Annotated in this window: 18 protein-coding genes; 2 read left to right on the top strand and 16 right to left on the bottom strand. The window is 68.2% G+C overall.

Features of this window, described 5'->3' with window-relative positions; translation table 11 throughout:
- Positions 1-3 precede the first annotated feature (3 nt).
- From FZO89_RS13140 to FZO89_RS13090, 11 genes are all read right to left on the bottom strand, one after another.
- The gene (locus tag FZO89_RS13140) at positions 4-513 is read right to left on the bottom strand and encodes a hypothetical protein (RefSeq protein WP_149103680.1); all 510 of its coding nucleotides are present in this window, start codon (positions 511-513) and stop codon (positions 4-6) included.
- Complete coding sequence (locus FZO89_RS13135) at positions 510-6,809, bottom strand: glycosyltransferase (protein ID WP_222928119.1); 6,300 nt, start codon at positions 6,807-6,809, stop codon at positions 510-512. The genes FZO89_RS13140 and FZO89_RS13135 overlap by 4 nt, the downstream gene beginning before the upstream one ends.
- Before the next feature lie 25 nt (positions 6,810-6,834).
- A complete protein-coding gene (gene wecC, locus FZO89_RS13130; RefSeq protein ID WP_262378654.1) occupies positions 6,835-8,121 on the bottom strand; it encodes a UDP-N-acetyl-D-mannosamine dehydrogenase in 1,287 nt (428 codons plus the stop codon).
- Positions 8,118-9,569, bottom strand: coding sequence for a glycosyltransferase (locus FZO89_RS13125; RefSeq protein WP_187471151.1), 1,452 nt, complete (start codon positions 9,567-9,569; stop codon positions 8,118-8,120). Before FZO89_RS13125 ends, wecC begins: the two co-directional genes overlap by 4 nt.
- On the bottom strand, positions 9,566-10,375 hold the full coding sequence (locus FZO89_RS13120) for an ABC transporter ATP-binding protein (RefSeq protein ID WP_187471150.1): 810 nt from the start codon (positions 10,373-10,375) through the stop codon (positions 9,566-9,568). The genes FZO89_RS13125 and FZO89_RS13120 overlap by 4 nt, the downstream gene beginning before the upstream one ends.
- Positions 10,372-11,166: an ABC transporter permease gene (locus FZO89_RS13115; RefSeq protein ID WP_149103676.1), complete on the bottom strand. Its 795-nt coding sequence runs from the start codon at positions 11,164-11,166 to the stop codon at positions 10,372-10,374. The genes FZO89_RS13120 and FZO89_RS13115 overlap by 4 nt, the downstream gene beginning before the upstream one ends.
- Positions 11,163-12,341, bottom strand: coding sequence for a cystathionine gamma-synthase (locus FZO89_RS13110; RefSeq protein WP_149103675.1), 1,179 nt, complete (start codon positions 12,339-12,341; stop codon positions 11,163-11,165). The genes FZO89_RS13115 and FZO89_RS13110 overlap by 4 nt, the downstream gene beginning before the upstream one ends.
- Before the next feature lie 63 nt (positions 12,342-12,404).
- A complete protein-coding gene (locus FZO89_RS13105; protein WP_149103674.1) occupies positions 12,405-13,781 on the bottom strand; it encodes a pyridoxal-phosphate dependent enzyme in 1,377 nt (458 codons plus the stop codon).
- Between the two features lie 136 nt (positions 13,782-13,917).
- On the bottom strand, positions 13,918-14,136 hold the full coding sequence (locus FZO89_RS13100; protein ID WP_149103673.1) for an HP1242/YdcH family protein: 219 nt from the start codon (positions 14,134-14,136) through the stop codon (positions 13,918-13,920).
- Positions 14,137-14,528: 392 nt separating this feature from the next.
- The gene (locus FZO89_RS13095; protein ID WP_149103672.1) at positions 14,529-15,131 is read right to left on the bottom strand and encodes a hypothetical protein; all 603 of its coding nucleotides are present in this window, start codon (positions 15,129-15,131) and stop codon (positions 14,529-14,531) included.
- Positions 15,128-15,514 carry a DUF4398 domain-containing protein gene (locus FZO89_RS13090; protein ID WP_149103671.1) on the bottom strand — a complete coding sequence of 129 codons (387 nt, stop codon included), beginning with the start codon at positions 15,512-15,514 and terminating at the stop codon, positions 15,128-15,130. The genes FZO89_RS13095 and FZO89_RS13090 overlap by 4 nt, the downstream gene beginning before the upstream one ends.
- Before the next feature lie 92 nt (positions 15,515-15,606).
- On the opposite strand from FZO89_RS13090, the gene FZO89_RS13085 reads away from it, so the two are divergent.
- Positions 15,607-16,716 (top strand): PilT/PilU family type 4a pilus ATPase, encoded by a 1,110-nt coding sequence (locus tag FZO89_RS13085; RefSeq protein WP_149103670.1) that lies wholly within the window; start codon positions 15,607-15,609, stop codon positions 16,714-16,716.
- Positions 16,717-16,744: 28 nt separating this feature from the next.
- On the opposite strand, the gene maiA is transcribed toward FZO89_RS13085, so the two are convergent.
- A complete protein-coding gene (gene maiA / locus FZO89_RS13080; protein ID WP_149103669.1) occupies positions 16,745-17,410 on the bottom strand; it encodes a maleylacetoacetate isomerase in 666 nt (221 codons plus the stop codon).
- Positions 17,411-17,718: 308 nt separating this feature from the next.
- On the bottom strand, positions 17,719-18,708 hold the full coding sequence (locus tag FZO89_RS13075) for a fumarylacetoacetate hydrolase family protein (RefSeq protein ID WP_149103668.1): 990 nt from the start codon (positions 18,706-18,708) through the stop codon (positions 17,719-17,721).
- A gap of 527 nt (positions 18,709-19,235) precedes the next feature.
- Here FZO89_RS13075 and FZO89_RS13070 point away from each other — a divergent pair.
- Positions 19,236-21,542: a YadA-like family protein gene (locus tag FZO89_RS13070; RefSeq protein WP_149103667.1), complete on the top strand. Its 2,307-nt coding sequence runs from the start codon at positions 19,236-19,238 to the stop codon at positions 21,540-21,542.
- A 62-nt stretch (positions 21,543-21,604) separates the two neighbouring features.
- Here the strand turns inward: FZO89_RS13070 and FZO89_RS13065 are convergent, their stop codons facing one another.
- From FZO89_RS13065 to FZO89_RS13055, 3 genes are all read right to left on the bottom strand, one after another.
- Complete coding sequence (locus FZO89_RS13065; protein WP_149103666.1) at positions 21,605-24,394, bottom strand: serine/threonine-protein kinase; 2,790 nt, start codon at positions 24,392-24,394, stop codon at positions 21,605-21,607.
- A gap of 2 nt (positions 24,395-24,396) precedes the next feature.
- Positions 24,397-24,948 (bottom strand): ECF-type sigma factor, encoded by a 552-nt coding sequence (locus tag FZO89_RS13060; RefSeq protein ID WP_187471149.1) that lies wholly within the window; start codon positions 24,946-24,948, stop codon positions 24,397-24,399.
- 109 nt (positions 24,949-25,057) lie between these two features.
- Positions 25,058-25,801 (bottom strand): 2OG-Fe dioxygenase family protein, encoded by a 744-nt coding sequence (locus tag FZO89_RS13055; protein ID WP_149103664.1) that lies wholly within the window; start codon positions 25,799-25,801, stop codon positions 25,058-25,060.
- Positions 25,802-26,032: the final 231 nt, after the last annotated feature.

The following is a 26,032-nucleotide window of genomic DNA, read 5'->3' as shown; positions in this document are numbered from 1 at the left end:
CACTCAGTTCGCGCCTTGGCCGGCACGGCTGCCCGCGTCCTGGACCTGGCCAGGCGCCTCGAGCGGTTCGGTGTAGCTGTACTCGATGTTGCCCGTGGAGCGCGAATCCTGCAGCTTCACCGCACCACGAGGGCGGACCAGGATGCTGGCGCGCACGCCGCCATCGGCGCGGAAGTTGTAGCGTTCGCCGCCGCGCGCCTCGGATTGTCCGGTGAGGCGGTAGCGGGCGGCGATCATGCTGTCCGTCACGGCCTGCCCCACCCTTGCCGCATCGGCCTGCTGGAACTCGATCACGACCTTGCGCTTCCGCTCCTCGGACTCATCGGTCCATTCGTCGCTCAGGACGGCATACGGGACATCGAGCGCTAGGCCGTGCGGAAGCGCAGACCGTTCGCCGGACGCCTCGGCAGGGGCAGAAGTGGGGGTCGGAGCGGACACCGATGCCGGCGGGTCGGGCTGCTTGCATGCGGAAAACAGCACAGGCAGCGCCGCGATAAGCAGTAGCTTCTTCATTTTGATACCCATGGATGGTGTGGAACGGTAGACGCCCGAGGACTTGCAGCGCGAACTAGCCCTTGGGCACGGATGAACTGGCGTACGGAGTCGAAGTCGAAGTGGCTCGATGCGGCCATTGCTGCCTCAACGGCCGCGGCACGCATCGTGGGGTCGGACGCGAGCCTGCCAACCAGCGCGACCACATCTTCCAGCGTGTCCGCGTAGAGCGGGTACGCGTCTCCGAAGACCGACAGATTGACGGCATTGCGCGCCATGATAGGGGGAACGCGGGCACTGGCGTACTCCAGCAGCTTGGTCGACAGTTCGTGCGTGCCATTCTCCAGCGCCGCATGGCGCCAGGCCCAGCCCACGTGCATGCGCTGGAGTTCACCGAGCAGCTGGCTGCGCTCCACCGCGCCATGCCACACCACGCCGTCGCTGCCCTGGAGACGACGCGTGATCTCTGGACGGAACTCGGGATCGTCGGCCGGGTTATGGATCTTGTCCCCGTACACGTGCAGCGTGACCGCGTGGCCGTTGGCGCGGAGGATCGCGATCGCGTCCAGCATCTCGCGCACGCCCCAGAGCGGGGCGAACTTGCCCGCGTAGACGATGTGCAATCCATCGCCAGAAGGTTCTTCTTCGACTGTCTGCGGAACCGGTACCATCGGCGGCAGCAGGCGGGTCCTACCCGCGGCGTCGGGGATCCAGCCTTCCATGTAATCCCTGAACTGTGGCGTCTGGCACAACACGATGCCCGCGGCCTCAACAATTCGGGCCACGCGCCGGGAAATCTCCGGAGTCGCCAGTTCCGGCGTCTGGGGCACGTCGGTCAGGTAGACCCACAGACGGCCATGCAGGACCGGGCGCGCGGCAGCCTGTTCGCACAGGTCCATGCCACGCAGCACGACCGCGTCGTAACGCAGGACCTGGTCGTCGTGCTCGATGGTATCGAGCGCGGCGGTAGGCGTCAGTGCTTTCTCCACCGGCTCGACGATCCTCAGGCCCGGTACCGCCAGCAGAGGCGCGATGACGTGCGTCTGCACGATCGTCGCCTTCAGGTACAGGGTCACGGCGACTTGCGGGCTGCCTGCCAGCACCTCGGCCAGGGAGGCCGCCCAGATCGCCGATCCGTCGGTGATGTTGAGGTTCACATCGCCGTAGATAGCAATCCGCTGCAGCGGGGTTGGACTCGGTGCGTGAAACCCGGCCCGGACCGGCTGCTGGCCTTCGATCAGGGCCAGTTCCTTGCCAATCGTGCTGTCCTTCTCCGAGATCCGGCGCACGCGCTCCGCAGCGGCCGCGGACATGCTTCCGAACAATGCCGGGTCGGACCACAGCCTGGCGATCCCGGCCGCAAGCCCTGCCGCGTCTTCCGGCTCGGCCAGGATCGCGCAATCCCCGTCGACGAATTCCGGGATGGCGGCGATCCGGGTCGTAACCGGCACCAGGCCCGAAGCCATGGCCTCGTCGCGGGACACGCCCTGGCTGTCCATGCGCGAGGGCACCAGGAATACACCGTGCTCGCGGTGGAGCGCGGCGATCGCTGACTGGGACAGGAATCTCTTCTCGAGCCGCACGTTCGGGTACTGCCGGAGCGGCTCGACCGTCCTGTCGAACAGCGGGCCATCACCGACGATCGTGAACTGGAGCTCCTCGAAGAAGGGTTCGGCCGCGAGAATCTCGATCGCCTTGACCGTCAGGTCGTTGGCATACACCGGTGAGGCGAACGGCCGCACCGAAAGGATACGCCCGCGAAGGGCCTCATCCTTGCGCTCGTAGCGGAACAGGCTTCCATCCACGTAGTTGGGAATCACGTGGACCTGCCCTTCCGGCAGCCGGACGCCGAGGTCGCCCAGCGCCTCTTCCTCCAGGTACCGCGACACGAACACGACCCGCAGATTGGGATGCGGATGCCGCAACACGTCTTCCCACATCGCCAGCCGACGGTTGCTCGACCGGCGTGTCATCTCGCGGGCCGCCTGGTCGGCGCCGGCGTTGGACAACCTGCGGAACCACGGCTGGATCTCCGCGCCGTGTACCCAGACCACGACGCGTCGGGTTTCCAGCAGCGGCTTGACGTGCTCCCACATCAGCGGGTCCATTGCATGGACCAGGACGGTGTCGTACGCGCCGCCCTCCAGCAGCATGCCGAGATGCTCGGCTTGGCCCGCCACCACGTTCACACCTTCGAACTCGTCGAAGCGAAGCGGCGCGTTGCTGAACCGGAACACGTCCACGTGCCGGCCCGCCTCGGCATACGCGAGGATCCGCCGGTGCACGAATCCGTAGCGGTACAGGTCGTCGTAGCGCGGATAGTCCTTGGTGATCAGCAGCGCGTTGCCGCGGCCAACGATGTGATCCATCGCCGGCGCAAGCGCCCCCTTGACCAATGCCTTGACCGTTGTGCAACCAGGGCCCAGCACACGCAGGCCGAAGCGAATCCAGGCAGTCGCCGCTGGCACCGGCAGGGCCTGGTTGGTATCCGAGGAGACGATGGCGTGGGACAGCTTGTTACGCGCCGCGTCGAGGTAGACGACCGCGGCGTTGACGTACAGCCCCGCCTCGGTCACGAGCTGGAATCTGAGGAACCCATCGTCGACAAGCTCGGACCGCTTGAACAGGCGGCTGGCATAGGCGTACGCGTGCTGCTTGGTGGCGAGTCTGGACTCGAGCACCACGCCATCCAGCGAATGCGATACCTGCAGCAGGCCCTCTCCATGGACTGCCGGTGTGAAGAGCTTCTGCAGCGCATCGCCATGGAAGCCTGGACGCGCTTCGAGCGCAGCCGTCTCGGCACTGTTGCCCGAGGCCTCCGAGATCTCCAGAAGGGAGGACATCGCGATGCCCTCGTCCACCGGAATGTCGGAATCGACATCATCCGCCCGAGCGGCACCGGCTCCGTCCCGGCAGTAATTGAACTCGTCGATGGCAAGGCCGGCCATGGCCGGCGCCTGGAAGTCCCGCTCCAGCAGGTCGCCGATCGATAGTCCGGGCAATGCGGTGCCGGCAACGAGCGAGCGTCGCAAAGGCCAGCGGGCCTCGTGGATCCGGTATTGCGCACCCTCGCCTTCGAGCCTTGGGGCTACCCCATCAAGGACGAAGTGGGCCACCTTCCCGACGGCAGCCGTTCCCGCATACGCCACGGCCAGCTGCAGGTCCTTGAGATAGTGCCTGGAGTAGTGGTCCCTGCAATCGAAGACCGTGAGATGCGAATCCGGCCAGCGCTCCGCCGGGCGGGTCACGCTCGCTTGGTGGCGGGTGAGGACGCCGACATCGGGGCGGACTGGAATCACCGGGAGCATGCCGTCCTCGACCACCAGCACGAGCCTGCGTGAGGTGGCCGATTGCGAGTCGAACACCGCGACCGCATGCTCGACTGCGGCTTGCGATGTCACGGCACAAAAGGCTACCAGCGGCGGCGCCGGCAGCCCTGTGTCCCGCCCAAGCACCTTGCCTGACAGGTACGCCATGCGATGGGCATAGGTGTGCTCGTCCATCACCTTGCGCAGCCCGGCGAGCCGGAAGCGCCGCGCCTGTCCCTCATCGCCCGCGCGCCTGTGCAGCAGCGACGAGATGCTGGCCGCGCTTCCGCCGCAGATGACCAGATCACCCAACAACAGCTTCAGGCCCCGCGAGAAATTGCTGATGGTGAGCGTATTGCAGGCCAGCAGCTCGAAAGCGCGGCGGGCGAACATACTCTGCGACTGCTTGACGGTGTTGACGGTTATGCCGAAGCGGTAACCCTTGTACGCGCGGTCGATCTCCGATACCGGCAGGCTGCCAACGACAAGGTCCTGGTACTCGGGTGGGAACGCCAGCCCGGGATCCTGCTTGCCATGGTTGCGGTCGAAGATGTCGACCTTCCTGAAGGATCGAGCAGCATCCATCAGCTGCTCGAAGTCTTCGCGGCGCTCGGGATACTTGGCGTAATAGGAGCCCGCGAAGCAGAACGCGTCAAGGCGCTGGTAGCGCTCGACCGGGTTGTGGACTTGCGGTTGGCATGCGAACGGAAGCAGGTAGACCCTGTCGTGGCCCAGCTTTTCCCGGTACGCCTTGATGCGGTCGATGTCGGTGGTGAACACCGTGTCGAACAGCCGGGCGGTGCCGAGGAAGAGCGAGAAATGCACCGGATCTTCCTTGTTCCAGAAGGCGGTGCGAATACCCTTTTTGCGGCAATGTACGATCAGCTTCCGCAGTTCGCTGCTGGCTTGGGGGATCTGTTTCTCCCATTCGCCGTTGAACCCCTGCCAGGCGGACTCGACCAGGAGGAAGTCCGGTTCCAGTTCGGTGATCTGTGCATGCCAGTCACCCGGCGTCAGCTGGACGAGTTCGCATTCTGCCGCGAAGCAGCTGTGAGTAAATTCGTCCATGATCGCGGCCACCCGCAGGCGTGGCCTACCCGCGATGCCCGGCAGGGACGCGTTGTCGGCCTCGACCGCCGATTCCACTCCCGGCTCGCCACTGGCATCCCGGTAGGATGCCAGCAGCTGTTCGACGTAGCCCGCCCATGAATGCTCGCGCCGCGCGGCAACACGGGCCGCGGCCGCCATCCGGAGCGCGGCGGGCCTCTGCCCCAGCAGGTCTTCAAGGCAACGGCCAAGTGCCTGCGGATTTCCCGCCGCGTGGACGCGCGCATTCACGCCATCCAATGCGACCTCCGCAAACGCGAAACAGCTCGACACCAGGACAGGCACCCCAGCTGCCATGGCCTGCAGCAAGGCGGGCGAGTAGGCCAGATCCGACGCCGCGGTGGCTTTCCAGGGGAAGGCGACGCAGTCGCACACGGCAAGGCTGTCGGCGAGGGTGCGCGCGTCGAGTCGATCTGCGACCACCACGCCTGCGACCGACTCGATCACTCGTCGCTCCTGCGCCGGCAACTCCACACAGGAGAGCACAAGGAGTCGCAGCGACCGTGCTGGTCGCCGGGCCGCAAGCGCGGCGACGAGATCGTCAAGGCCCTCGAACGTCCGGCGGTCATGCACGAAACCGACGATGATGTCGTCCTCGGACAGCCCGTATTCCCGACGCAGGTCCGCACCATGCGCCGCGCCCGCGTCTATTGGCACCGGTGGCGCAAGCTGCTGGACCTCTACCTGGTCCGGACCGGCACGTCGCCGCACTTCCTCGGACTGCTTGCGCGTCGCCACGATGACGACATCCGCATGTGCGCAGACCAGAGCTTCGAGCGATTGTTCGAGCTGGAACAGCTCGCTCAACCGCCAGTCCGCGCTGTGCTCCCCGCCTTCGTATTCCGGGAAGGCGAACCGCTCATAGACCACCGCCGCGCCCACGGGCCGCGCGGCCAGCAGCATGGGTACGCCGAGCCGATAGGTTCCGGCCACATGGCACAGCGTCGCGCCCGAAGCCCGCGCAATCTCGCCCAGCTCCCGGGTGGCCAGCTTGAACCATTCGTCCGGAGCGACTCCTTCGGGATCGGCTTTCAATCTCACCATGGCGACCCCATCGAGCGCGTCCAGCTCCTTGAGGATGGACTGCGAGATGAGATCCAGCGCGGCACCACCGGGGATGACCAGCGAAACCTGCATGCCCGATGCTGCAAGTTCACGCGCCAACCTGACGGCACGGTCACGGGCGCCGAAACATTCCTTCTCATGGCCTTCCAACACCAGCATGACGCTTTGTCGGCCGCCGGAACGCAACTGGCCATCGGCCCGCCTCGGGATCGAGGGGGGCTTCAGGGCGAGTCTCGCGAATCCGCGCAGGCGCGCGATTGCTTCATCCTCCGTCACGGTCGTCGGATGACCTGCGGGCAGCCGCGCGAGGGTCTCGACCGCGGAGGTCAGCTGCCCTGCGCCATGCTTGAGGAGCGCCAGCCTTAAGACAAGCGATGGATCGTGCTCGAACGTGAGCGCGATGTCGGCAGCACGCGCCGCGTCGTATCCGGACAAAGGCAACAGTGCGTGGGCGAACCCCGCATACACCTGCGCCCGCTCGCGCATTGACAGGAATTGGGCGCTGATGAACGCGTCGGTTCCGGCGAATCCGTGCTCCCGGTATTCACCCAGAGCTTGGTCCACCACCAGGTCCAACGCCTGGCTGTCCAGGTTCTGGCGCTCCGTGCCACGGCGGGCACGTGCCGCCAGACGCCACAGCCGCCGCGGCAGAGCGAGCAAACCGCGCAGCGACCGCAGCGCGTCCACTTGTGCGCTGCCCAGCTCCCGGACGACGCTCGATTCGTGCAGTCCCAGGCGATAGGCCACGTGGGCCAAGCGGTTGCGGAACAGCGCCAGTTCGGCCTCGTGCGCTGAAGCATCGCCCAGACCACCGATCCGCTTCCGCTGGTCCGCCATCGGCTCCCGTCCCATGCGCGGAAGCTCAGGCCTGGCGACGGAGGAAACCGACGGTGTCGATCACCCGCTTGCCCTCGGTGATCGATAGCCCCCTGAACTTGGCGTGGCCCACGAGGAACACGACGATGTCCGCCTGCTCGACCGCCTCTTCTGCCGGGACCATGCCAAGGTCGATGTCGCCATGGCCCGCATTGCCCAGAGCGTGCGCGTATGGATCGCTGCACAGCACCCTGCCCGGCAGTCGGCGCGCGAGCCGGATGGCAATGTCGAGGGCGGGGCTTTCGCGGAAATCATCCACGTCTGGCTTGTAGGACAGCCCCAGGCAGGCGACCTTCGCGTCGGGATTCTCCGCCAGCGCCTGTTCGACCTGGGCGATTACGTGCTCAGGCTTGTAATCGTTCACCTTGCGCGCCTGGTGGATCAGCTGCGCGCGCTCGGGGCTGCTGGCGACGATGAACCACGGGTCCACCGCTATGCAGTGTCCACCGACGCCCGGGCCGGGGTTGAGGATCGACACGCGCGGATGGCGGTTGGAGAATTCGATGACGTCCCATGCATCGATGCCCAACTCGTCGCAAACCATCGACAGCTCATTCGCAAATGCGATGTTGACGTCCCGATACGCATTCTCCGTGAGCTTGACCATTTCTGCGGTGCGGTTGTCGGTCAACAGGCATTCGCCCTTTACGAACTTGCCGTATAGCGCCGCGGCGATCTCACCGCACTGCTTTGTCATTCCGCCAATGATGCGGTCGTTCTCCACCAGCTCCCTGAGCATACGTCCCGGGATAATGCGCTCCGGGCAGTAAGCAATGTGCACGTCGGCGTCCTCACCCTGGCCTGGGAACACAAGGTCGGGGCGCAACTCGGCCAGTGCGTCGCGCAGCTGTTCGGTGGTTCCCACTGGGGAAGTCGACTCGAGGATGACGAGGTTGCCCTTGCGCAGGTGCCGGGCGATCGAGCGGCCCGCTGCCATCACGTACGACAGGTCGGGACGCCGGATCGCATCGTGGGAGACCGGTGTCGGAACGGCGATGATGTACGCGTCCGCCTGCATCGGTTCCAGGTGCGCGCTCAACCTGCCCGATCCCACCACCCGTGCCACCAGGTCATCGAGATCCCCCTCCTCGATGTGCGCCTTGCCCTGGTTGATCGTCTCGACGGTGTTCGGGTTGATATCGACGCCATGGACGCGCACGCCCGACGCGGCGAACATCGAAGCCGTCGGCAGGCCGATGTAGCCGAGCCCGATGATCGCGAGTGTCTGTTCCTGGCCGTTCTCGTCGATCCGGCTCATATTGTCCATCGTCATGCTTCTCGCTCCAGCATCAGGGTATTGATTATCTTGTCCAGCCGGGCGCCGATCGCAGCCCAGTCGTACTCCCGCACTGCCGCCGCGGACAGGTCGAGTGAAGTTGCAATTCTACCCGCCCGCGCATCGTCCCTCAGTATTTCCAGCCTGGTTTGCAACGTGACGGCATCCGCTGGGCAGACCCAGCCACGGGGAATTCCCAGAAGCAGCTTGGCAGCGGCATCGTCACCGTTCCCGATATGCAGGATCGGACGTCTCGCGCCGAGGTACTCATAGAATTTTCCCGGCACTTGACAGGGGTCATCGTTGGCGAGGTTGACCAAGACATCGCAGCGCCGCTGCCAGGCCATCGCCTCGACATGCGGGAGAAACCCCAACAGCCGGATCGACGGCGAGCGCCGGCTCACGGCCTGGACGTGTTCGGGCACGGAGATGGAGGCAATGTTCAATCGCACGCCAGGCGTCGCCACCACCGCATCAAGCAGCGGCTCCGCCCGCCTGAAACTGTAGAAGCTGCCGGTATAGAGCAGCTCGAGGGGGGGTGTGACACTTCCCCTGTCCTCAAAGGTGTCCATCCGGCCGTCGAAGCCTTGCGTCAGTACCGACAGCCTCGTCGCCGCCACGCCATGGCGCTCGGTCAGCAGCGCAGCGACGGCCGGGTTGGTCACCAGCACGCGATCCGCCGCCATGCAGACCCGCCGCTCTAGGCGCGCGGCACGCTTGCGCCACCGGGGCGGTGTATAGGGCGCCAGGACCGGGTCACCGAGATCGGCTATCCAGGGAAGGCCGTGCCGGCGCGTATCAAGGCCCAAGCTCAGGGTGGTTGCGGGCTCGTGGGAACTGAGCACGAGATCCACGTCAAGCTGGTCGAGGAGGAACCGCAGGCGGCGCTTCGCCCATGGATACCATTCGGCCCTGCCGTCCGGGAAGAACCATCGGGCGGTCAGGCGCTGGAAACCATGGAAAGCGATTGTCCGACAATGGTTCGCGGCATTGTGAAGCCGTCCTTTCCAGTTTAGCGGAGGCGCGGCAACTGCCGTGACTGGCACGGCCGACGCCGAAGCAGGGGGACCTGTGACCGCTGCAGGCGGCTCAGCCGCCGCTCCTGCCGCCTTGCGCCGTTCGCGCTTTGCCAGGAAATTCAACAACCCCATGGCAGGCCCGGCGTACGTTCGATGCACCACTACACCATCGGGAAGCTCGGGCAGCCCATGGCCGGCGCCCGGGTGCTCGGGCGCCAGGATATGGACGCAATGGCCACGCAGGGCGAGCTCCCGGGCCAGATAGGCCCAACGCAGGGATTGTGGCGAGGGACTAGGCGGGAACTCGTATGCGATCAACAGAAGGGTGAAGCGACGCGCACTTTCAGCGGCACGCCGGACATCAGACAGCGTCACAGCCGACTCCGGCCCGGCGTCAGAACCCAGCGACGCGGTGCCGGCGATCACGAAGCAGTCTTTCCCAGTTCCGCCTTGCGGCGCGCGATGTATTCGGGCGTTGCCTGATAGATCTTCTTGTATTCATCGATCGCTTCGCGGACTGGCCCGAAATAGGCCACCCTCCCCTCTTCGATCACCATCCCCAGGTTGCAGATTCTCCGCAGCAACTGGAAGTTGTGGCTGGCCAACACCACGACCTGTGCGCTGTCGACCCGTGAATGCAACCTTGACTTGGCCTTCTCCACGAAAGAAGCGTCGCCCGCGCCGATCCACTCATCCATGATCAGGATCTGATGCTGTGCCGAAGTGGCCATTGCAAAGCCAAGGCGCATCCTTTGTCCCGATGACAGCGTCCGCAGCCGGTGCCCGGCTTTCTCGCGCAGGTCGGAGAATTCCAGCACTTCGTCGATCGTGCTTGCCGCTTGCGCTGGACTCGATCCCATCGCGATCCCACGCAACAGGATGTTTTCGACGACCGTCCCCTCCGGATTGAAGCCCAGCGAGAGGTTGAGAAGCGCCTGCCGGCTGCCGCTCGAGACGACCTCGCCTCTTGTCGGCTGGTAGGCGCCCACCAGTACCTTCAGCAGCGTGGATTTCCCCGATCCGTTGCGACCAATGATGGCAAGCCTATCTCCTTCGCCCAGATCGAAGCTGATGTCGTCAAGAATCGTCCGCATCCGCCGCTTGGGCGGATCGAAGGCGGCGCGAAGCAACACCCCGACGCTTTGGGTGACGCTTCGCTGCTCCTGCGTGAACAGCGGCAGATCTAAGCCGGCCCGGTTCGCCTTCAGGAAAACCCGCTCCGCCTTGTTCATAGCCATATCGGCACATACCGCGCATAACGTTTGTAGACGAAGTAAGCCACACTCCAGCCGATCACCATGAAGCAAGCCAGGTATTGGAACGTCAGGAGCTCCATCGGCTCCCCCAGCAATGGCGCCCTGACGAGTTCGACAAAATGGAAGAGAGGGTTGGCCCTGGCGATCACCCCCCGAAGAGAATCGGCTGGCACGTTGGCGGAAGTCCAGATAATCGGCGTAAACAGGAAACTGAACATCAGGAAGCTTCCTGTCAGCTCCTGTACGTCCTGGAACCGCGCACCTATCACCGATACGACGACGCACATCCAGCCAACGTTCAGAAGCACGACAAGAAGCGCAGGCACCACGGTGAGCAGGCCCACCCATTCGAATCTCGGACTCAGCGCCAACGCCAGCACGATGATCGGAAGCGAGGTGACGAAATAGAAGATCGACTTCGCCACTACACGCAGCACGTAGTCGGTCAGGCGCGTCCGGCCATCAAGGATATAGCTAGAGTGGCCGGACATCGTCACCGTAGCGTCGCTGAGACTGGAAGTGATCAGGCGGAACACCACGTAACCCACGCCAAGGTGGGGTATGAATTCAAGCGGCGACACGTTCTGCAGGAGTGAGAAGAACCAGCCCACGCCGAAGCTGTAGAGCAGAGGTGGTACGAACGCCCAGACAATGCCCAGCCGAGATCTCCGGTATTTGCTGACCAACTCGAGCCAGGTCGCATAGATCCAGAAACCTGGATCAAGCAGACTGCCTGCATAATCCTTCAACAGGGAGCGCTGGATCACGCGAGGGCCCCTGCGAGACTCGCGATCAGATCATCCACTTCCTCCACCCCCACGCTCAACCGCACCAGCCCGTCATCGATGCCCAGCCGCGCGCGGTTCTCGGGCGGAATCGACGCGTGGGTCATGACCGCCGGGTGGTTGACCAGGCTTTCCACGCCGCCGAGCGATTCGGCCAGGGTGAACAGTTGCGTGCGTTCGCAGAAGCGTTTCGCGGCCTCGAAGCCGCCTTTCAGGCGCACCGAGACGATCCCGCCGAAGCCGTCCATCTGCCGCTTCGCCAGCGCGTGCTGGGGATGCGACGGAAGGCCGGGATAGATCACTTGATCCACCGCCTCGTGCGCCTGCAGGTATTCGGCGATCGCCTGCGCGTTCTCGCAGTGCGCGCGCATGCGCAGGTGCAGGGTCTTTAGCCCGCGCAGGGCGAGGAAGCTGTCGAACGGGCCCTGCACGGCGCCGCAGGAGTTCTGCAGGAATGCCACCTGCTCCGCGAGTGCCTCGTCGTCGCCGACCACGGCGATGCCGCCGACCATGTCCGAATGGCCGTTGAGGTACTTGGTGGCCGAATGCATCACGATGTCGGCGCCGTGTTCGAGCGGTCGCTGCAGCATCGGCGAGGCGAAGGTGTTGTCGACCACCACCTTCGCGCCATGGCGATGGGCGATTTCGGCCACCGCGGCGATGTCGACGATCTTGAGCAGCGGGTTGGTGGGGGTCTCGATCCACACCAGCTTCGTCTTCGGCGTGAGCGCGGACTCGAACGCGGCCAGGTCGGTCATGTCGACGTAGCTGAAATCCAGCCCCGCGCTGCGGCGGCGCACCCGCTCGAACAGCCGGAAGCTGCCGCCGTAGAGGTCGTCCATCGCCACGACGTGGTCGCCGCTGTCCAGCAGTTCGAGCAGCGTCGCCGTGGCCGCCATGCCGGAGGCGAACGCGAAGCCCCGGCTGCCGCCCTCGAGGCCGGCCACGCCGCGCTCCCAGGCGAAGCGGGTCGGGTTGTGGGTGCGCGAATACTCGAAGCCCTGGTGCACGCCCGGGCTCGACTGCGCATAGGTGCTGGTGGCATAGATCGGCGGCATCACCGCCCCGGTCGAGGGGTCGTGCGCCTGGCCGGCATGGATCGCCTTGGTTCCGAGCCCCCACGCCGCCGTGTCGACCGCCTCGCGGGGGTCCGTCATGTCACTGAATCCATTGGAATCCGGGGCCGGGATTCTAGCATCGCGGCCGTGCCGGCCGCCCGTTCAGTGAACCCGCCTTCGCAGCCAGTTCAGCAGGTCGATCCGGGTGATCAGCCCCAGGAACCGGGGGCCGTCGACCACGATCGCCACGTGGCCTCGGTCGAACACCGGCAGCAGCGATTCGACCGGCGACTTCACGTCGAGGATGTCGAGCTTGCGGACCATCGCGGTCGAGACCGGATCGCGGAATTTGGCCTCGTCGCCGTAGACGTGCAGCAGCACGTCGCTCTCGTCGAGGATGCCGACGATCTGGTCGCCGTCCATCACCGGCAGCTGCGAGATCTCGTACAGCTTCATCCGCTGGTAGGCGGTCACCAGCAGGTCGCCGGGCGCCAGGACCACGGTGTCGCGCTGCGAGTACGGACGCAGGATCAGGTCGCGCAGGTCGCCGTGCTGCTCGCGCTCGAGGAAGCCGTTGTCGAGCATCCAGTAGTCGTTGTAGAGCTTGCTCAGGTACTTGTTGCCGGTGTCGCAGACGAACACCAGCACCTTCTTCGGCTCGGTCTGCTCGCGGCAGTAGCGCAGCGCCGCGGCCAGCAGGGTGCCGGTGGAGGAGCCGCCGAAGATGCCTTCGGTGCGCAGCAGCTCGCGCGCGGCCAGGAAGCTCTCCTTGTCGGTGATGGCGTACGCCTTCTTCACCCGGCTGAAGTCGGAGATCGAGGGCAGGAAGTCCTCGCCGATGCCTTCCACCATCCAGCTGGCCGACTTGTCGCTGAGCGTGCCCTCGTTGATGTATTCGGCCAGGATCGAACCCACCGGGTCGGCCAGGACGAGTTCCACGTCCGGCGCGTGTTCGGCGAAGCAGCGCGAGAGCCCGGTCATCGTGCCCGAGCTGCCGCAGCCGAACACGACCGCGTCCAGCCCGCCCACCTCGGCCATCTGCCGCAGGATCTCCGGCCCCGTGCCGTGTTCGTGCGCGGCCGGGTTGTCGGGATTGCCGAACTGGTTGACGAAATAGGCGCCGGGCGTTTCCGCGGCGATGCGCGCGGCCAGGTCCTGGTAGTACTCGGGATGGCCCTTGGCCACGTCCGACCGGGTCAGGACCACCTCGGCACCCATCGCCTTGAGGTTGAAGATCTTCTCCCGGCTCATCTTGTCCGGGACCACGAGGACCAGCCGGTAGCCCTTCTGCTGCGCCACCAGCGCCAGGCCGATGCCGGTGTTGCCCGCGGTGCCCTCGACCAGGGTCGCGCCGGGCCTGAGATCGCCCCGGGCCTCGGCGGCCTCGATCATCGACAGGCCGATGCGGTCCTTGATCGAACCGCCGGGGTTCTGGCTCTCGAGCTTGAAGTACAGCTCGCATGGGCCGGCATCGAGGCGCTGGGCGCGCACGATCGGGGTCTGCGCGATGAGCTCGAGGACGGAAGCGTGGATGGTCATGCGCGTTCGATGCGGCAGCCGGAGGAGCGGCGATTATCGCACCGGCCCGTGAGGCCGCCGCTGACGCGTCGGGAACAGCACACGGGCGACGGCGACCGACGAGGATGGCCGCCGCCGCCCGTGACTTCGTAAAACCTCAGTGTTGAAGGGTGTCGTAGAGCCGGGTCAGGCGGTCCTTCGCAGCGAGCTTTTCGCGCTTCATCTGCGACAGGGTGGTGTCGTCGATCGGGAGCACGCCGAGTTCGGCATCGAGCACCTTCTTGTCGAGTTCCTTGTGGCGCTGGTAGAGCTGCTTGAACTCCCGGTTGTCGTTGATCAGCTTGTCGAGTTCCGCCTGCGGTTGCCCTTCGAACATGGAAATCCTCCTGCGAACATGCAAACGCCCCGGCCGGTCAGGGCACGGGGCGTCGTCTCGGGTGGCAGACCGGGCGCGAGCGGCAACCCCCACCTGCGCGCCCTGCCCGGCGGACTGCGCTGCCGGGGAAGGGGGGCTGGTACGGGATCGGCTCGGTCATCTTCGGTCTGGCTCGGTCGCCAGACGGCCGGATCAGGAAACTGCCGTCTGGGTATCCGACCCTACTCCTCCCCTTGCAGGCCGACAAGGGCCGCCGGCAAGATCCCGGCGGGTTGCGCATCACGAATCGGTTCGCCTTGTGCAGGCGTTCAGACGCGGCCGCGGAAAACCTGGACGCAGCGACGGGCCACGGCCTGCAACCAGTTGAATTTACGTTAAATTCTTACCTGCCCTCAGGGCTGCGGAGGCGCGCCGTCCGCTTCCAGGCTGCGCAGCAGTTCCTCTTCCTGGCGCTTGAGTTCGGCGGCGCGTTCCCGCGAGGCACGCAGGCGGGCGGCCTCGCGCGAGGAGACGCCCTGGAGCACGGTTTCGGCTTCCTGCCGGGCCATCGACTCGGCCTCGGCCGCCTCGCGCAGGCGCGCGGTCTCCTCGGCCTGGATCTGGGTCTGGATGCGCAGGCGCTCGGCCTCCTGGCGGGCCCGCGCGGCCTCGCGCCGGCTGGCTTCCAGCAGCAGGTCGGCGCGCTCCCGCTCGAGCCGGTCGATCTCGCGCCGCGCGGCCCCGGTCCGGGCCGCGACCTCGGCGGCTTCCACCCGCCATTGCGCGACCTGCAACGCCGACGGGCGCGTGCGGGCGCGCGCATTCGCCAGCGCGTCGACCGCCTGCCGCGCCTGCAGGCGCTCGAGCGAGGCGAAGCCGGCGAACGAAGCGTCCGCGTCGAGCGCGACCAGCCGTTGCGTCAGCTGCACCGCCTCGGGATCCTCGGCGGCCCACGCCGCCGGCCCGGCCAGCAGCAGCAGCGACAGGCAGGCGGCGAGCCGGAGTCCGGCCCTCATGGTGTCTCCTCCATCCGCAGGCGCTGGCGCAGGTCGGCGATCTCCGCGCGACGTTGCCCCAGCTCGGCATCCGTCGCGGCTTCACGGCTGCGCGCCGCAGCGAGTCCGGCGAGCGCGTCGGCTCGCGTCGCGAGGTCGCGCGCCTCGCTCTCGCGGCCCGCAGCCATCGCCGCCTGCGCCTGGGTGAGCAGGCTGCGCGCGCGCTGGAGTTCATCGGCCGCGTACTGGTCGGCATCGGCATCGGCCGCCCGCGAAACCGCCTGCTGGGCGGCGTTCAATTCCGCCGTCGGCGGCGGCATGCTCGCGCAAGCCGTGAGCGCGAGCACGCATCCGCACACCAGTGCCTGCAGTGCCAACCTGAATTGTGCGAAGCTTGCCGGCATTGGGGGGCCGTCCCGCGGGGTGGGTGTCCGGCCATTGTCATCAGCCTTCGCCGGATTCGCAAACGCCCCGGCGGGCCATTGGGGGTTCATACATGGACATCGGCTATTTCCTGAAGCTGATGACGGAAAAGAACGCGTCGGACATGTTCCTGACCACCGGCGCGCCGGTCTACATCAAGGTCGAGGGCAAGCTGTACCCGCTCGGCAACACCGGCCTGCCCACGGGCATGGTCAAGAAGATCGCCTATTCGCTGATGGACGAGGGCCAGGTGCCGCAGTTCGAGCGCGACCTGGAACTGAACATGGCGATCTCGCTGCAGGACTCGGGGCGCTTCCGCGTCAACGTGTTCAAGCAGCGCGGCGAGGTCGGGATGGTGATCCGCGCCATCCGCAGCACCATCCCCAGCATCGAGGAGCTGCAGCTGCCGCAGGTCCTCAAGGACATCATCATGGCACCGCGCGGGCTGGTGCTGCTGGTGGGCTCGACGGGGTCGGGCAAGTCGACCTCGCTGGCGTCGATGATCGATTACCGCAACAGCACCACCTCGGGCCACATCCTCACCATCGAGGATCCGATCGAATACCTGCACCGCCACAAGAAGTCGATCGTCAACCAGCGCGAGGTCGGGCTCGACACCCACGCCTTCCACAACGCGCTGAAGAACGCGATGCGCGAAGCACCCGACGTGATCCTGATCGGCGAGATCCTGGACGCGACCACGATGGAGGCCGCGATCGCCTTCGCCGAGACCGGCCACCTGTGCCTGGCGACGCTGCACTCCAACAATGCCGACCAGACCATCGAACGCATCCTCAACTTCTTCCCCGAGGCCGCGCACAAGAACGTGCTGATGAACCTCGCGCTGAACCTGCGCGCGGTGGTCTCGCAGCGCCTGGTCGTCGGGGTCGACGGCCGCCGCATGCCCGCCACCGAGGTGCTGATCAACACGCCGATGATCCGCGACCTGCTGCGCCGCGGCCAGGTGCACGAGATCAAGCAGGCGATGGAGGAATCGCTGGAGGAAGGCATCGAGAGCTTCGACCAGTGCCTGTACCGCCTGTTCAAGGAAGGCCGGATCGAACGCGAGACCGCGCTGCGCGCGGCCGACTCGCGCGAGGGCCTCGACCTCAAGTTCCGCCTCTCCGAGGGCGCGACCGGCGAGCACGATCCCTACGCGGACGTGTTCGGCTCCCAGCGCTGATCCGCAGCAGCGGCGGGCGGATACCGCGTCAGGACTGCTGCGGCGCGTCCGGCTGGCGGTCGGGCGCCGCGTCGCGGAACTCGGGCAGCTCCAGGCAGGCCTGCTCGATCGCGGCGATCGTCGGCCAGCGCGCCATGTCGAGCCCGAAGCGTCGCGCGTTGTAGACCTGCGGCACCAGGCAGCAGTCGGCGATCGTCGGCATGTGGCCGTCGCAGAACGTGTCCGTCGCCGGATGGTCGCGCAGCAGCGACTCGAAGGCGTTGAAACCCTCGGTGATCCAGTGCCGGATCCAGACGTCGCGCTCGGGCTGCGGCACGTTCCAGTCCTGCTCCAGGAAGCGCATCACCCGCAGGTTGTTGAGTGGGTGGATGTCGGCGGCGACCAGCTGCGCCAGCGCGCGCACGCGCTGGCGTTCGCGCGAGGTCGCGGGCAGCAGCGGCGGCGACGGCCAGACTTCGTCGACGTACTCGAGGATCGCCAGCGATTGCCGGAACAGCCGCTGCCCGTGCTGCAGCACCGGGACCAGCTTCTGCGGATTGGTGGCGGCGTATTCGGGCGCGAACTGCTCGCCGCCGTCGCGCAGCAGGTGCACCGGCACGGTCTCGTAGGCCAGCCCCTTGAGGTTGAGCCCGATGCGCACCCGGTAGGCGGCACTCGATCGCCAGTAGGAATACAGCCGCAGTTCTTCGTTCACTCCGGCACCCCCTGGGCCAGTTGTCGGTTGCAATGCATGTCGCCTGCCGCACGCGCGATGGACGGCGCCCCGGCAACGGCGGCTCCCCGTCGGTTTGGAGGGACCGGCACGCGCACTGCGCCGCGGCTCACGCGTGCGGCATGGTCGAGGCCCCGTCGCGCAACCCCCTGCGCGTCCCCACCTTCGTGCCGCACTTAACCATCCTTACGCATCCCGGCGCCTGCAGCGGCCGTCGCGCCGCCCAACTGCTCATCCTGACCGCCCCGCGCGAGGCCCGGTCGCCACTCGTCGCACCAGCCCCCCGTCCGTCAGGGCGCGGCCTGGCGCTCGATCCGCTGTTCGATCGCGCCGAAGATGCTGCGGCCATCGCGGTCCAGCATCTCGATCCGGACCAGGTCGCCGAACGCCATGAAGGGCGTCACCGGCGCGCCGGTTTCCAGCGCCTCCACCGTGCGCCGTTCGGCGAAGCAGGACGCGCCGGTGGACGTGTCCTGGTTGGCGATGGTGCCGGAACCGACCAGGGTGCCCGCCGACAGCGGCCGGGTCCTGGCCGCATGCGCGACCAGCTGGGCGAAATCGAACTGCATGTCCACCCCCGCCTCCGGCGCGCCGAACCATTCGCCGTTGATGTGGGTGAGCAGCGGCAGGTGCAGCTTGTTGTCCCGCCACGCGTCGCCGAGTTCGTCCGGGGTCACGAACACCGGGCTCAGCGCCGAGCGCGGCTTGGACTGCAGGAAGCCGAATCCCTTGGCCAGTTCGCCCGGGATCAGGTTGCGCAGCGAGACGTCGTTGACCAGGCCGACCAGTTGGATATGGCCGGCCGCCTGCTCCGGGGTCACCGCCATCGGCACGTCGTCGGTGACCACCACGATCTCGGCCTCCAGGTCGATGCCGTACTCCTCGCTCACCACCCGCACCGGATCGCGCGGGCCATGGAAGCCGGCGCTGGTGGCCTGGTACATCAGCGGATCGGTGTAGAAGCTCTCCGGCACTTCGGCGCCACGGGCCCGGCGCACGCGCTCGACGTGCGGCAGGTAGGCGCTGCCGTCGAGGAATTCGTAGGCGCGCGGCAGCGGCGCGGCCAGCGCGTTGGGGTCGACGTCGAACACGCCGTCGGCGTCGCCGGATTCCAGCGACTGGGCCAGCGCGTTCAGGCGCGGCGCCGTGTTGCTCCAGTCCTCCAGCGCACGCTGCAGGGTCGCTGCGATGCCGGTGGCACGGACGGCGCGCGACAGGTCGCGCGAGACCACCACCAGGGTGCCGTCGCGGCCGCCTTCCTTGAGGGAACCGAGTTTCATGGGACTCCGGGTTCAGGCGTCGTGACGCGATGGTTCCCATTGTAGCCGAGCCCTCGCCAGCACCCTCGCACCGACGGGCTGGCCTGGTCCGTGCGCACGATCCGGAGACGCAATCGATCGTGGTGTGGCCTTCCGTCAGCGAGGCCGCCTCGCCACATCGACCGTCCTCGCGTCGCTTCCGCCGCACGGACCTGCGGGGCCGGGCCGGTTCGACCGGGCATGCCAGCCGGCACGCGGCCTTGGCCACCGGCCTGCGAAAGAGCGCGCACGCCGCGGGCGGCGCGCGCTCGGCAGCTCGCACGCGCCGCCAGCACGACCCCAATCGGCATCGGCGTCCCGGGGGGCCGGTTCGCCCCTGACCGGGGGCCGGGGTTCGGGGTGCGACATCGCCTGATGGGTCCCGGCCCTTTCCGCCGGTTGTTCTTCCAAGTGCGGCGCGACCGTCGCGCCAGCGTCCTGTCCGCGCGCGAATCCGGCCGCCCGGCCAGGCCCGCGCCACCCATCCCGTCCTTCAAGGAGAGTCCGCAATGAAACCCGTCCGCATGATCGCCACCCTGCGCAAGCGCCACATCCTGTCCCTCGCCATTTCGCTGTGCTTCGCTGCTGGCGGACCCGCGGTCGCGGGCGATGTCTGCGATTTCGAAACAGCCGGTGAAAGCGGTGGAGCCGCCACCGCCCCCGGCTTCGAGGCGCTCGCCTGCGGCACGGGCAGCGATGCAAGCGGCAGCCAGGCGGTGGCGCTCGGCCGCGAGAGCGAGGCGACCGGCGACTTCAGCGTGGCGCTCGGTGGCGGCAGCGAGGCCAGCGGCACGCGCAGCATCTCCATCGGGGTCGCGTCCGCCGCAACCCAGGAGCGCGCGATCGCGATCGGCATGGCCAGCCAGGCGACCGGCTACCACAGCGCCGCATTGGGCGGCAACGCCAATGCAGCGGGCGCGCGCGCGACTGCGCTCGGTGCCTACAGCGAAGCCGGCGGGGACAGCAGCACGGCCGTGGGTGGCTGGCACGACGCCGACAACGACGGCTCGATCGACGCCGGCGAATCGACCCTGGCGTCGGCCGGGCGCGCGACCGCCATCGGGGCCGGCGCGCATGCGACCGGTATCGAGAGCTCCGCCATGGGCGTGCAGGGCAATGCGTCCGCCGATCGCGCCACCGCCATCGGTGCGCGCGCGAACGCGAACGGCATCGACAGCACCGCCACCGGCGTGCAGAGCCTGGCTTCCGCCAATTTCTCCACCGCCACCGGCGCCCGCAGCAGCGCCACCGGCGGCGGCGCCACGGCCGCAGGCTACCTGAGCGCGGCCGGTGGCACGGCCGCCACCGCCAACGGCTTCTGGGCGACCGCCAACGGCGACTACAGCTCGGCCTTCGGCGGCGAGAGCGTCGCGGGCGGCAACTACGCCACCGCGATCGGCTACCAGAGCCAGGCCGCTGGCTTGGGTGGCACCGCCCTGGGCGTGATGAGCATTGCCAGCGCGGGCCTGTCGACCGCCATTGGCGGCAGCAGCACCGCCAGCGGTACCGCGAGCACGGCCCTGGGCGCGGGTAGCGAGGCCAGTGGTCTGGGCAGCACCTCGGTGGGCCAGGCCAGCGATGCCAGCGCCGAACATGCCACGGCCCTGGGCGCGGGCAGCCAGGCCACCGGCCTGCGCAGCACCGCGCTCGGCATGCTGAGCCAGGCCAGCGCCGAAAACAGCACCGCGGTGGGCCGGAACAGCCAGGCGACCGGCGCCAACACCACGGCATTCGGCGTGGACAGCAACGCCAGCGGCGCCGACGCCATGGCGATCGGCGCGTACAGCCACGCCGACGGGGCATACGCCATCGCCGTGGGCAATGCCAGTGCGCAGGGAACCGCCAGCCTGGCATTGGGCGCCGGCAGCGAAACCCATGCCGATGCAACCGAGGCCGTGGCGCTGGGGGCCGAATCGATCGCCGACCAGGCCAATACCGTATCGATCGGCAGGGTCGGCAACGAGCGCCGGCTGGTCAACCTGGCCGGCGGCACCGCGGATACCGATGCGGTCAACGTGGGCCAGCTGCATCCCTTCGCCGCTGCGCTGGGTGGCGGCGCGAGTTTCGCCGGCGGCACGTTCCTGGCCCCGACGTATTCGATCCAGGGCAACGACTACAACGATGTCGGCAGCGCCTTCGCCGCGGTGGACACGCGGTTGACGGAGCTCTCGGGCCAGGGCGGCATCCCGGGCCCGCAAGGTCCGGCGGGACCGGCAGGCCCGCAAGGACCGGCCGGGCCGCAGGGCCCGGGCAACCCGCTGAGCGTGGCCTACGACGACGATGGCAGGGGCTCGATCGCGCTGGAAGGCGCGGCCGGCACCACGATCTCCAATGTCGCCGCTGGCGTCGACGCGACCGACGCGGTCAACCTCCAGCAGATGGACGAGGGCGACGCGGCCACGCTCGATTCGGCCACGGCCCATGCCGATGCCGGCGATGCGCAGACCCTGTCGACCGCCAACACCTACACCGATACCCGGATCGCCGACCTGCTCGGTTTCGATCCCACTTCGATCAACGGCCGCCTCGACGCGCTGGAAGACCGTTTCGACGGCGTCGACCGCCGCTTCGACCGCCAGGACAAGCGCATCGACCGTCAGGGGGCGATGGGTTCGGCGATGCTGAACATGGCGATCAACGCCGCCGGCTCGCAGAGTCCCCGCGGCCGGATCGCGGTCGGCGCCGGCTTCCAGGGTGGCGAGCAGGCATTGTCGATCGGGTATGGCAGGCGCGTCGGTCGCGGTTCGTTCTCGCTCGGCGGTGCCTTCAGCGGCAGCGAGAAGTCCGCCGGCATCGGCTTCGGCCTGGACCTGTGATGCCGTGATCGGCACCGACGCTGTCGGCGACGCGGGAGCGGAGGCGGACGTCTCCGCTCCCTTTATCCGCCGACTTGCCGGCCAGCGGTGGCCAGCGTCGCCCGGACCGAGTCCACCTCCCGCAAGATCGGCGCGTCGGCAACCATCTCCCTGCGCAAGGGCGGCTCGGCCAGGCGCAACTGCTCCTCGGCCTCGCGCCACCTTTCGCTGGCAGCCAATGCCCGGGCATAGGGCACTCTCCATTCCGCGACCAGGACGCTGTCAGCACCGTACACGGCACTGCCGCGTTCGATCACCGATTCCCATCGCCCCCGCGACCGATCCCACTCGTCGCGTGCCAGCGCAAGTTCGGCCTTCAGCGCCTGCGCGCGGAGCTGCATCGGCGGCTGGCCGTCCAGCGATGCCTGCAGCGACGCTTCGGCGGCCTCCAGGGCACCCCGCCGAAGCAGCCACTCGGCGTGCCGCAATTGCGCGCCGGCGAGTTCAAGCGGCATCGCCCCCGCCGTCCGGTAGATCTGTCGCCACCGCGGCAACGCACCCTGGAAGGCGCTGTCCGCTTCCGCGATGCGTTGCTGGCGCGCCAGTACCAGGGCCAGCTGTTCGGAGGTACGCATCAGCGCTCGGTCATCTGCCGGCAGGTGCCTGCGCCGGATCGCCAGCACCCGTCGGTACCCCCGCTCGGCCCCGGGCTCGTCTCCGCGCGCGGCGAGCAGGCCCGCGTACGCATTGAGGATATGGGCATGATCGAGGCCATCCGCGCCACCGACCCGCTCGCTGGTCGCCAGCGCCTGCAGCAGGTGCTCGTGCGCTTCGAGGTAGTTCCCCCGGTCCTGCAGCGCGATCGCCAGGCGCAGCCGCGCCTTCGCCACCTTGTCGCTGTCGATGCCGTACAGGGCGCGCGCCAGCGCCAGATTCTCGCGCAGCAGCGCCACCGACTCGCCATGACGGCCCTGCGCGGCAAGGGTGACGGCGAGCCCCTGGAGGCTGGACTGCACCATGTCGCTGTGCCGATGGTGCCGGCGCCTGATCGCGAGCGCCTGTCGATAGTGGGTTTCGGATGCAGCGTTGTCCCCCATCTCGCGATGCAGCAAGCCCAGATTGTGGAGCGCGCTGGAGTTCGCGACCGTTCCCTCACCGAAGACCCTGCGACCGATCGCAAGACTGCTTTCCAGCGCTTCGCGCGAACCGTCGAGATCGGCGCTCCTCAACAGCGCCAGGCCGAGCACGTTGTAGGCGTGGGCCAGCGCCGCCTGGTCGGCACCGCCCGACTCGCGCAACGCCACCGCCTGCCGCGCGACCTCGACGGCCTGGTCGCCCCGCATCTGGTTGGACATGAGGACGGACAGTTCATCGAGGGCGCTGGCTGCATCGAGCGGCCGGGCGACGGCGGGAGCGAGGTAGTCGTCGGCCGCCTGCCGAAACAGTCCTTCCGCCCGCCCCGGCACGCCGAGCCCCCGGTAAGCCCGGCCCAGCACCATGCGCAGGCGCGCCTGCATGTGCGGAGCGTGCGCCAGGCTCGAGTCGACCCTGGCCGCGCCGCGATCGAGGACCTCGCGCGCGCTTATCTCGCCCCGTCCGTCCTTGCCCTGCGCCGCACCGCTGTCGACGGTGAACGCTTCGATCAGGAAGTCCGCGACCTGGCTGGCGACTTCGGCCTCGCGCTGCGCGCGCGCCTGGGCCATCCCCAGTTGCCAGACGAACACGCCTGCGCCCAGCACCATCGCCGCGGCCACCGCCCCCTCCCGCCAGTGCCGATGCAGCCACCTGCCGGCACGGTAGCGCAGGGTCGGCACGCGGGCGCGCACCGGGCGCCGTTGCATATGCCGCTCGACGTCGGCGGCGAACGCCTCCACCGACGGGTATCGCCGAGATGGATCGAGCGCGCATGCACGGGCGGCGATCGCGTCCAGGTCGCCCGCCAGGCGTCGACGCCAGGGGCAAGCCGGGTGGGCGTGGGCGGAAGGCATCGGGACCGGCACGCCGATGTCGCCCGCGCCGCGGCCGACCCTTCGGCACGCCAGCAATTCGGTCAGCAGGATCCCGAGGCTGAAGACGTCGCTGACGACGCTGACGGACTTGCCGGCGAACAACTCCGGACTGGCGTAGGCAGGGGTGCAGAACGCGCTGGCCTCTCCCGGCGCCTCCGCATCCAGCAGCCGGGCGATGCCGAAATCCAGCAGCACCGGATCGCCGCCCGGACGCACCAGCACGTTCCCGGGCTTGAGGTCGCAATGCACCACCAGGCGCTGGTGCGCGGCCTGCACCGCGCGGCAGATGCGCAGGAACATCCCGAGGCGTTGTTGCAGGGGTGGTGCCGCTTGCTCGCAGTACTCGTCCAGCGGCTGGCCCTGGACGTACTCCATCACCAGGTACGGCGCGCCCGCAGGGGTGGTGCCGCCGTCGTAGAGCCGGGCGATGTCCGGATGCTGCAGGTCCGCAAGGATCTGGCGCTCGACCGCCAGGCGTTCGGCGGTCGCCCCTCCGCCTGCGGTGCCGCGCAGCAGCTTGATCGCCACGCGCTGGCGGAACAGGCCATCGGCGCGTTCGGCCACGAACACGGTGCCCATGCCGCCGCTTCCCAGGCGTTCGACCAGTTGCCAGGCGCCCAGGCGCCCGCCGACCTGCAGTTCGGCGTCGGGCAACGACGCCATGAGGTCCCGCAGCGGCTGCAGCGCGCGGTCGAAGCTGGCGGTCTGTGCATGGAGCAGGGCCAGGGCCTCGGCCACCAGTGCAGGATCCTCGCTGAGCGCGCGCAGGCCCGCCTCCCACTGCGACGACGGCAGGTCGCACACCGCGTCGAACAGCCGCCTCAGGTCCTGCCAGTGCGCGGCGTCCATGGCCGTGGTTTCCATGCCTAGGACAGCCGCTGGTTCAACCACGCCCGCGCAAAGCGCAGGTCGCGCTCGACCGTCGGCACCGATATCCCCAGCACGCAGGCGATATCGCGCTGTTCCATGCCGCCGAAGTAGGCCATCTCCAGGCCGCGCGCGGCGCGCACATCGCGCATCGCCAACTGCTCGAGCGCCTGGTGAAGCGCCATCACGTCGTATTCCACGTCCTCGCCCGATTCGCGCTCCGCGTGCGAGAGCGTGAGCATGGCGACGTCGCCGCCACGTTTGTCCGCGGCACGGGCGCGCGCATGGTCGACCAGCACCGAACGCATCTTCAGCGACGCCAGCGCGAAGAAGTGCGCGCGGTCCTCCCAGTCGAGATCGCCGCCGAGCATGCGCATCAGCGCCTCGTTGACCACGGCCGTCGGCTGGAGCGTACGCTGGTCGCGGCTGCGGCCCAGGCGCGCGGCCGCCATCCCGCGCAAGGTGTCGTAGACCTCTTCCAGCAAACGGTCGCGCGCGGCCGCGTCGCCTCCCCGCCACCCATGCAGCAAACGGGTCAGATCCTCACCCATCGCCTCGCTCCGACCTCCGGTTGGGTGCGCGACCCCTTGGGGCCGGATCATAGCCGCCCGTGCCGGGGGCGGGGATCGCTCCCCCTTCGCCGCGCCTCGCCTGGACGCCTCAGTCGTCGCCCTGGAAGCCGCCGGCACGGAAGGTGAGCACCAGGGTGTCGCGATGGCCGGGCGCATCTTCGCTGGCCGGCTGGATCGGGGTCGACTCGTGGATCATGCGTGCATCGTCCAGGAACAGCAGCGACCACGGCTGCAGCAGGGTGAAGCGCTGCCCGTCGGGGCCGTCGGCCTGGAACACGCGGGTCTCCCCGCCCTTGATGGCGTGGCGCGCCACCAGGATCACGGCGACGAAATCGACGCCGTCGCGGTGCGCGCCTTCCGGCGTCGGCCGGCCGATGCCGTCGGTGGTGTCGATGCGGAACTGGTGCGCCTCCACGTACCACGGCTGGTCGCCCTTGAGCGCGGAACACCAGCGGGCCAGGCCGCGGAGCAGCGCCGTCCACGCCGGCGCGCCGACCGTTTCCGGTGCGATCGGCTCGAACATGCGCAGCATGCCGCCATGCAGCGCGTTGTAATCGAGCGACTGCCAGTGGGCGCGGTGCGGAGCCTGGCGCACGTCGTCGCCCTGGACCACGAAGCACGAATGCCGGCGGCTGCGGTAGCGGCCGCCGTCGCGGAGATAGGCGTCGGGCGGCAGGTCGTTCCAGCCCGCTTCCAGGCGCGCGAAGTCCTCGCCGCGCGCCTGCGCCAGGGCGGCGAGCGCGTCTGCCGGGAGCACCGCGAAGCCGTGAACGCGGATGTCGTCCAGCACCCGGCGGGCGTCGGACAGGGGCGGGGGAAACGGAGCCGTCATCGGCGGATTATCGCGGAATCGGGCCGCGCGATGCAGGGCGGACCCTCGGGAAGCGGGCCACCGCCCCCCCCCCCACCGGGTGCCCTTTGCCCCGCCGTGCCCGCTGCCCGCTGGAACCGCGGGATCCGCCGCACCCCCGTCGCCGGGGGCCGCACCCTCGCGATCCCGCGCGAACGGACCGGCATCCACCTGGAGGCCCAGGCCGCCGTGCCAGCCCGGAAAACGAGAAGA

It is taken from the genome of Luteimonas viscosa (assembly GCF_008244685.1).
Taxonomy (GTDB): domain Bacteria; phylum Pseudomonadota; class Gammaproteobacteria; order Xanthomonadales; family Xanthomonadaceae; genus Luteimonas; species Luteimonas viscosa.
Note: the sequence above shows the minus strand (reverse complement) of the source record. Positions and strands in the feature narration are given on the sequence as shown.

What these genes read in the sequence shown, in the direction of transcription:
- FZO89_RS13090 (WP_149103671.1), bottom strand. Translation starts at nt 15,514, where the DNA reads ATGCCGGCAAGCTTCGCACAATTCAGGTTGGCACTGCAGGCACTGGTG.
- FZO89_RS13135 (WP_222928119.1), bottom strand. Translation starts at nt 6,809, where the DNA reads ATGGCGGACCAGCGGAAGCGGATCGGTGGTCTGGGCGATGCTTCAGCG.
- FZO89_RS13055 (WP_149103664.1), bottom strand. Translation starts at nt 25,801, where the DNA reads ATGACGGCTCCGTTTCCCCCGCCCCTGTCCGACGCCCGCCGGGTGCTG.
- FZO89_RS13085 (WP_149103670.1), top strand. Translation starts at nt 15,607, where the DNA reads ATGGACATCGGCTATTTCCTGAAGCTGATGACGGAAAAGAACGCGTCG.
- wecC (WP_262378654.1), bottom strand. Translation starts at nt 8,121, where the DNA reads ATGACGATGGACAATATGAGCCGGATCGACGAGAACGGCCAGGAACAG.
- FZO89_RS13120 (WP_187471150.1), bottom strand. Translation starts at nt 10,375, where the DNA reads ATGAACAAGGCGGAGCGGGTTTTCCTGAAGGCGAACCGGGCCGGCTTA.
- FZO89_RS13100 (WP_149103673.1), bottom strand. Translation starts at nt 14,136, where the DNA reads ATGTTCGAAGGGCAACCGCAGGCGGAACTCGACAAGCTGATCAACGAC.
- FZO89_RS13110 (WP_149103675.1), bottom strand. Translation starts at nt 12,341, where the DNA reads ATGACGGACCCCCGCGAGGCGGTCGACACGGCGGCGTGGGGGCTCGGA.
- FZO89_RS13065 (WP_149103666.1), bottom strand. Translation starts at nt 24,394, where the DNA reads ATGGAAACCACGGCCATGGACGCCGCGCACTGGCAGGACCTGAGGCGG.
- FZO89_RS13060 (WP_187471149.1), bottom strand. Translation starts at nt 24,948, where the DNA reads ATGGGTGAGGATCTGACCCGTTTGCTGCATGGGTGGCGGGGAGGCGAC.
- FZO89_RS13095 (WP_149103672.1), bottom strand. Translation starts at nt 15,131, where the DNA reads ATGAGGGCCGGACTCCGGCTCGCCGCCTGCCTGTCGCTGCTGCTGCTG.
- FZO89_RS13070 (WP_149103667.1), top strand. Translation starts at nt 19,236, where the DNA reads ATGAAACCCGTCCGCATGATCGCCACCCTGCGCAAGCGCCACATCCTG.
- FZO89_RS13075 (WP_149103668.1), bottom strand. Translation starts at nt 18,708, where the DNA reads ATGAAACTCGGTTCCCTCAAGGAAGGCGGCCGCGACGGCACCCTGGTG.
- FZO89_RS13140 (WP_149103680.1), bottom strand. Translation starts at nt 513, where the DNA reads ATGAAGAAGCTACTGCTTATCGCGGCGCTGCCTGTGCTGTTTTCCGCA.
- FZO89_RS13105 (WP_149103674.1), bottom strand. Translation starts at nt 13,781, where the DNA reads ATGACCATCCACGCTTCCGTCCTCGAGCTCATCGCGCAGACCCCGATC.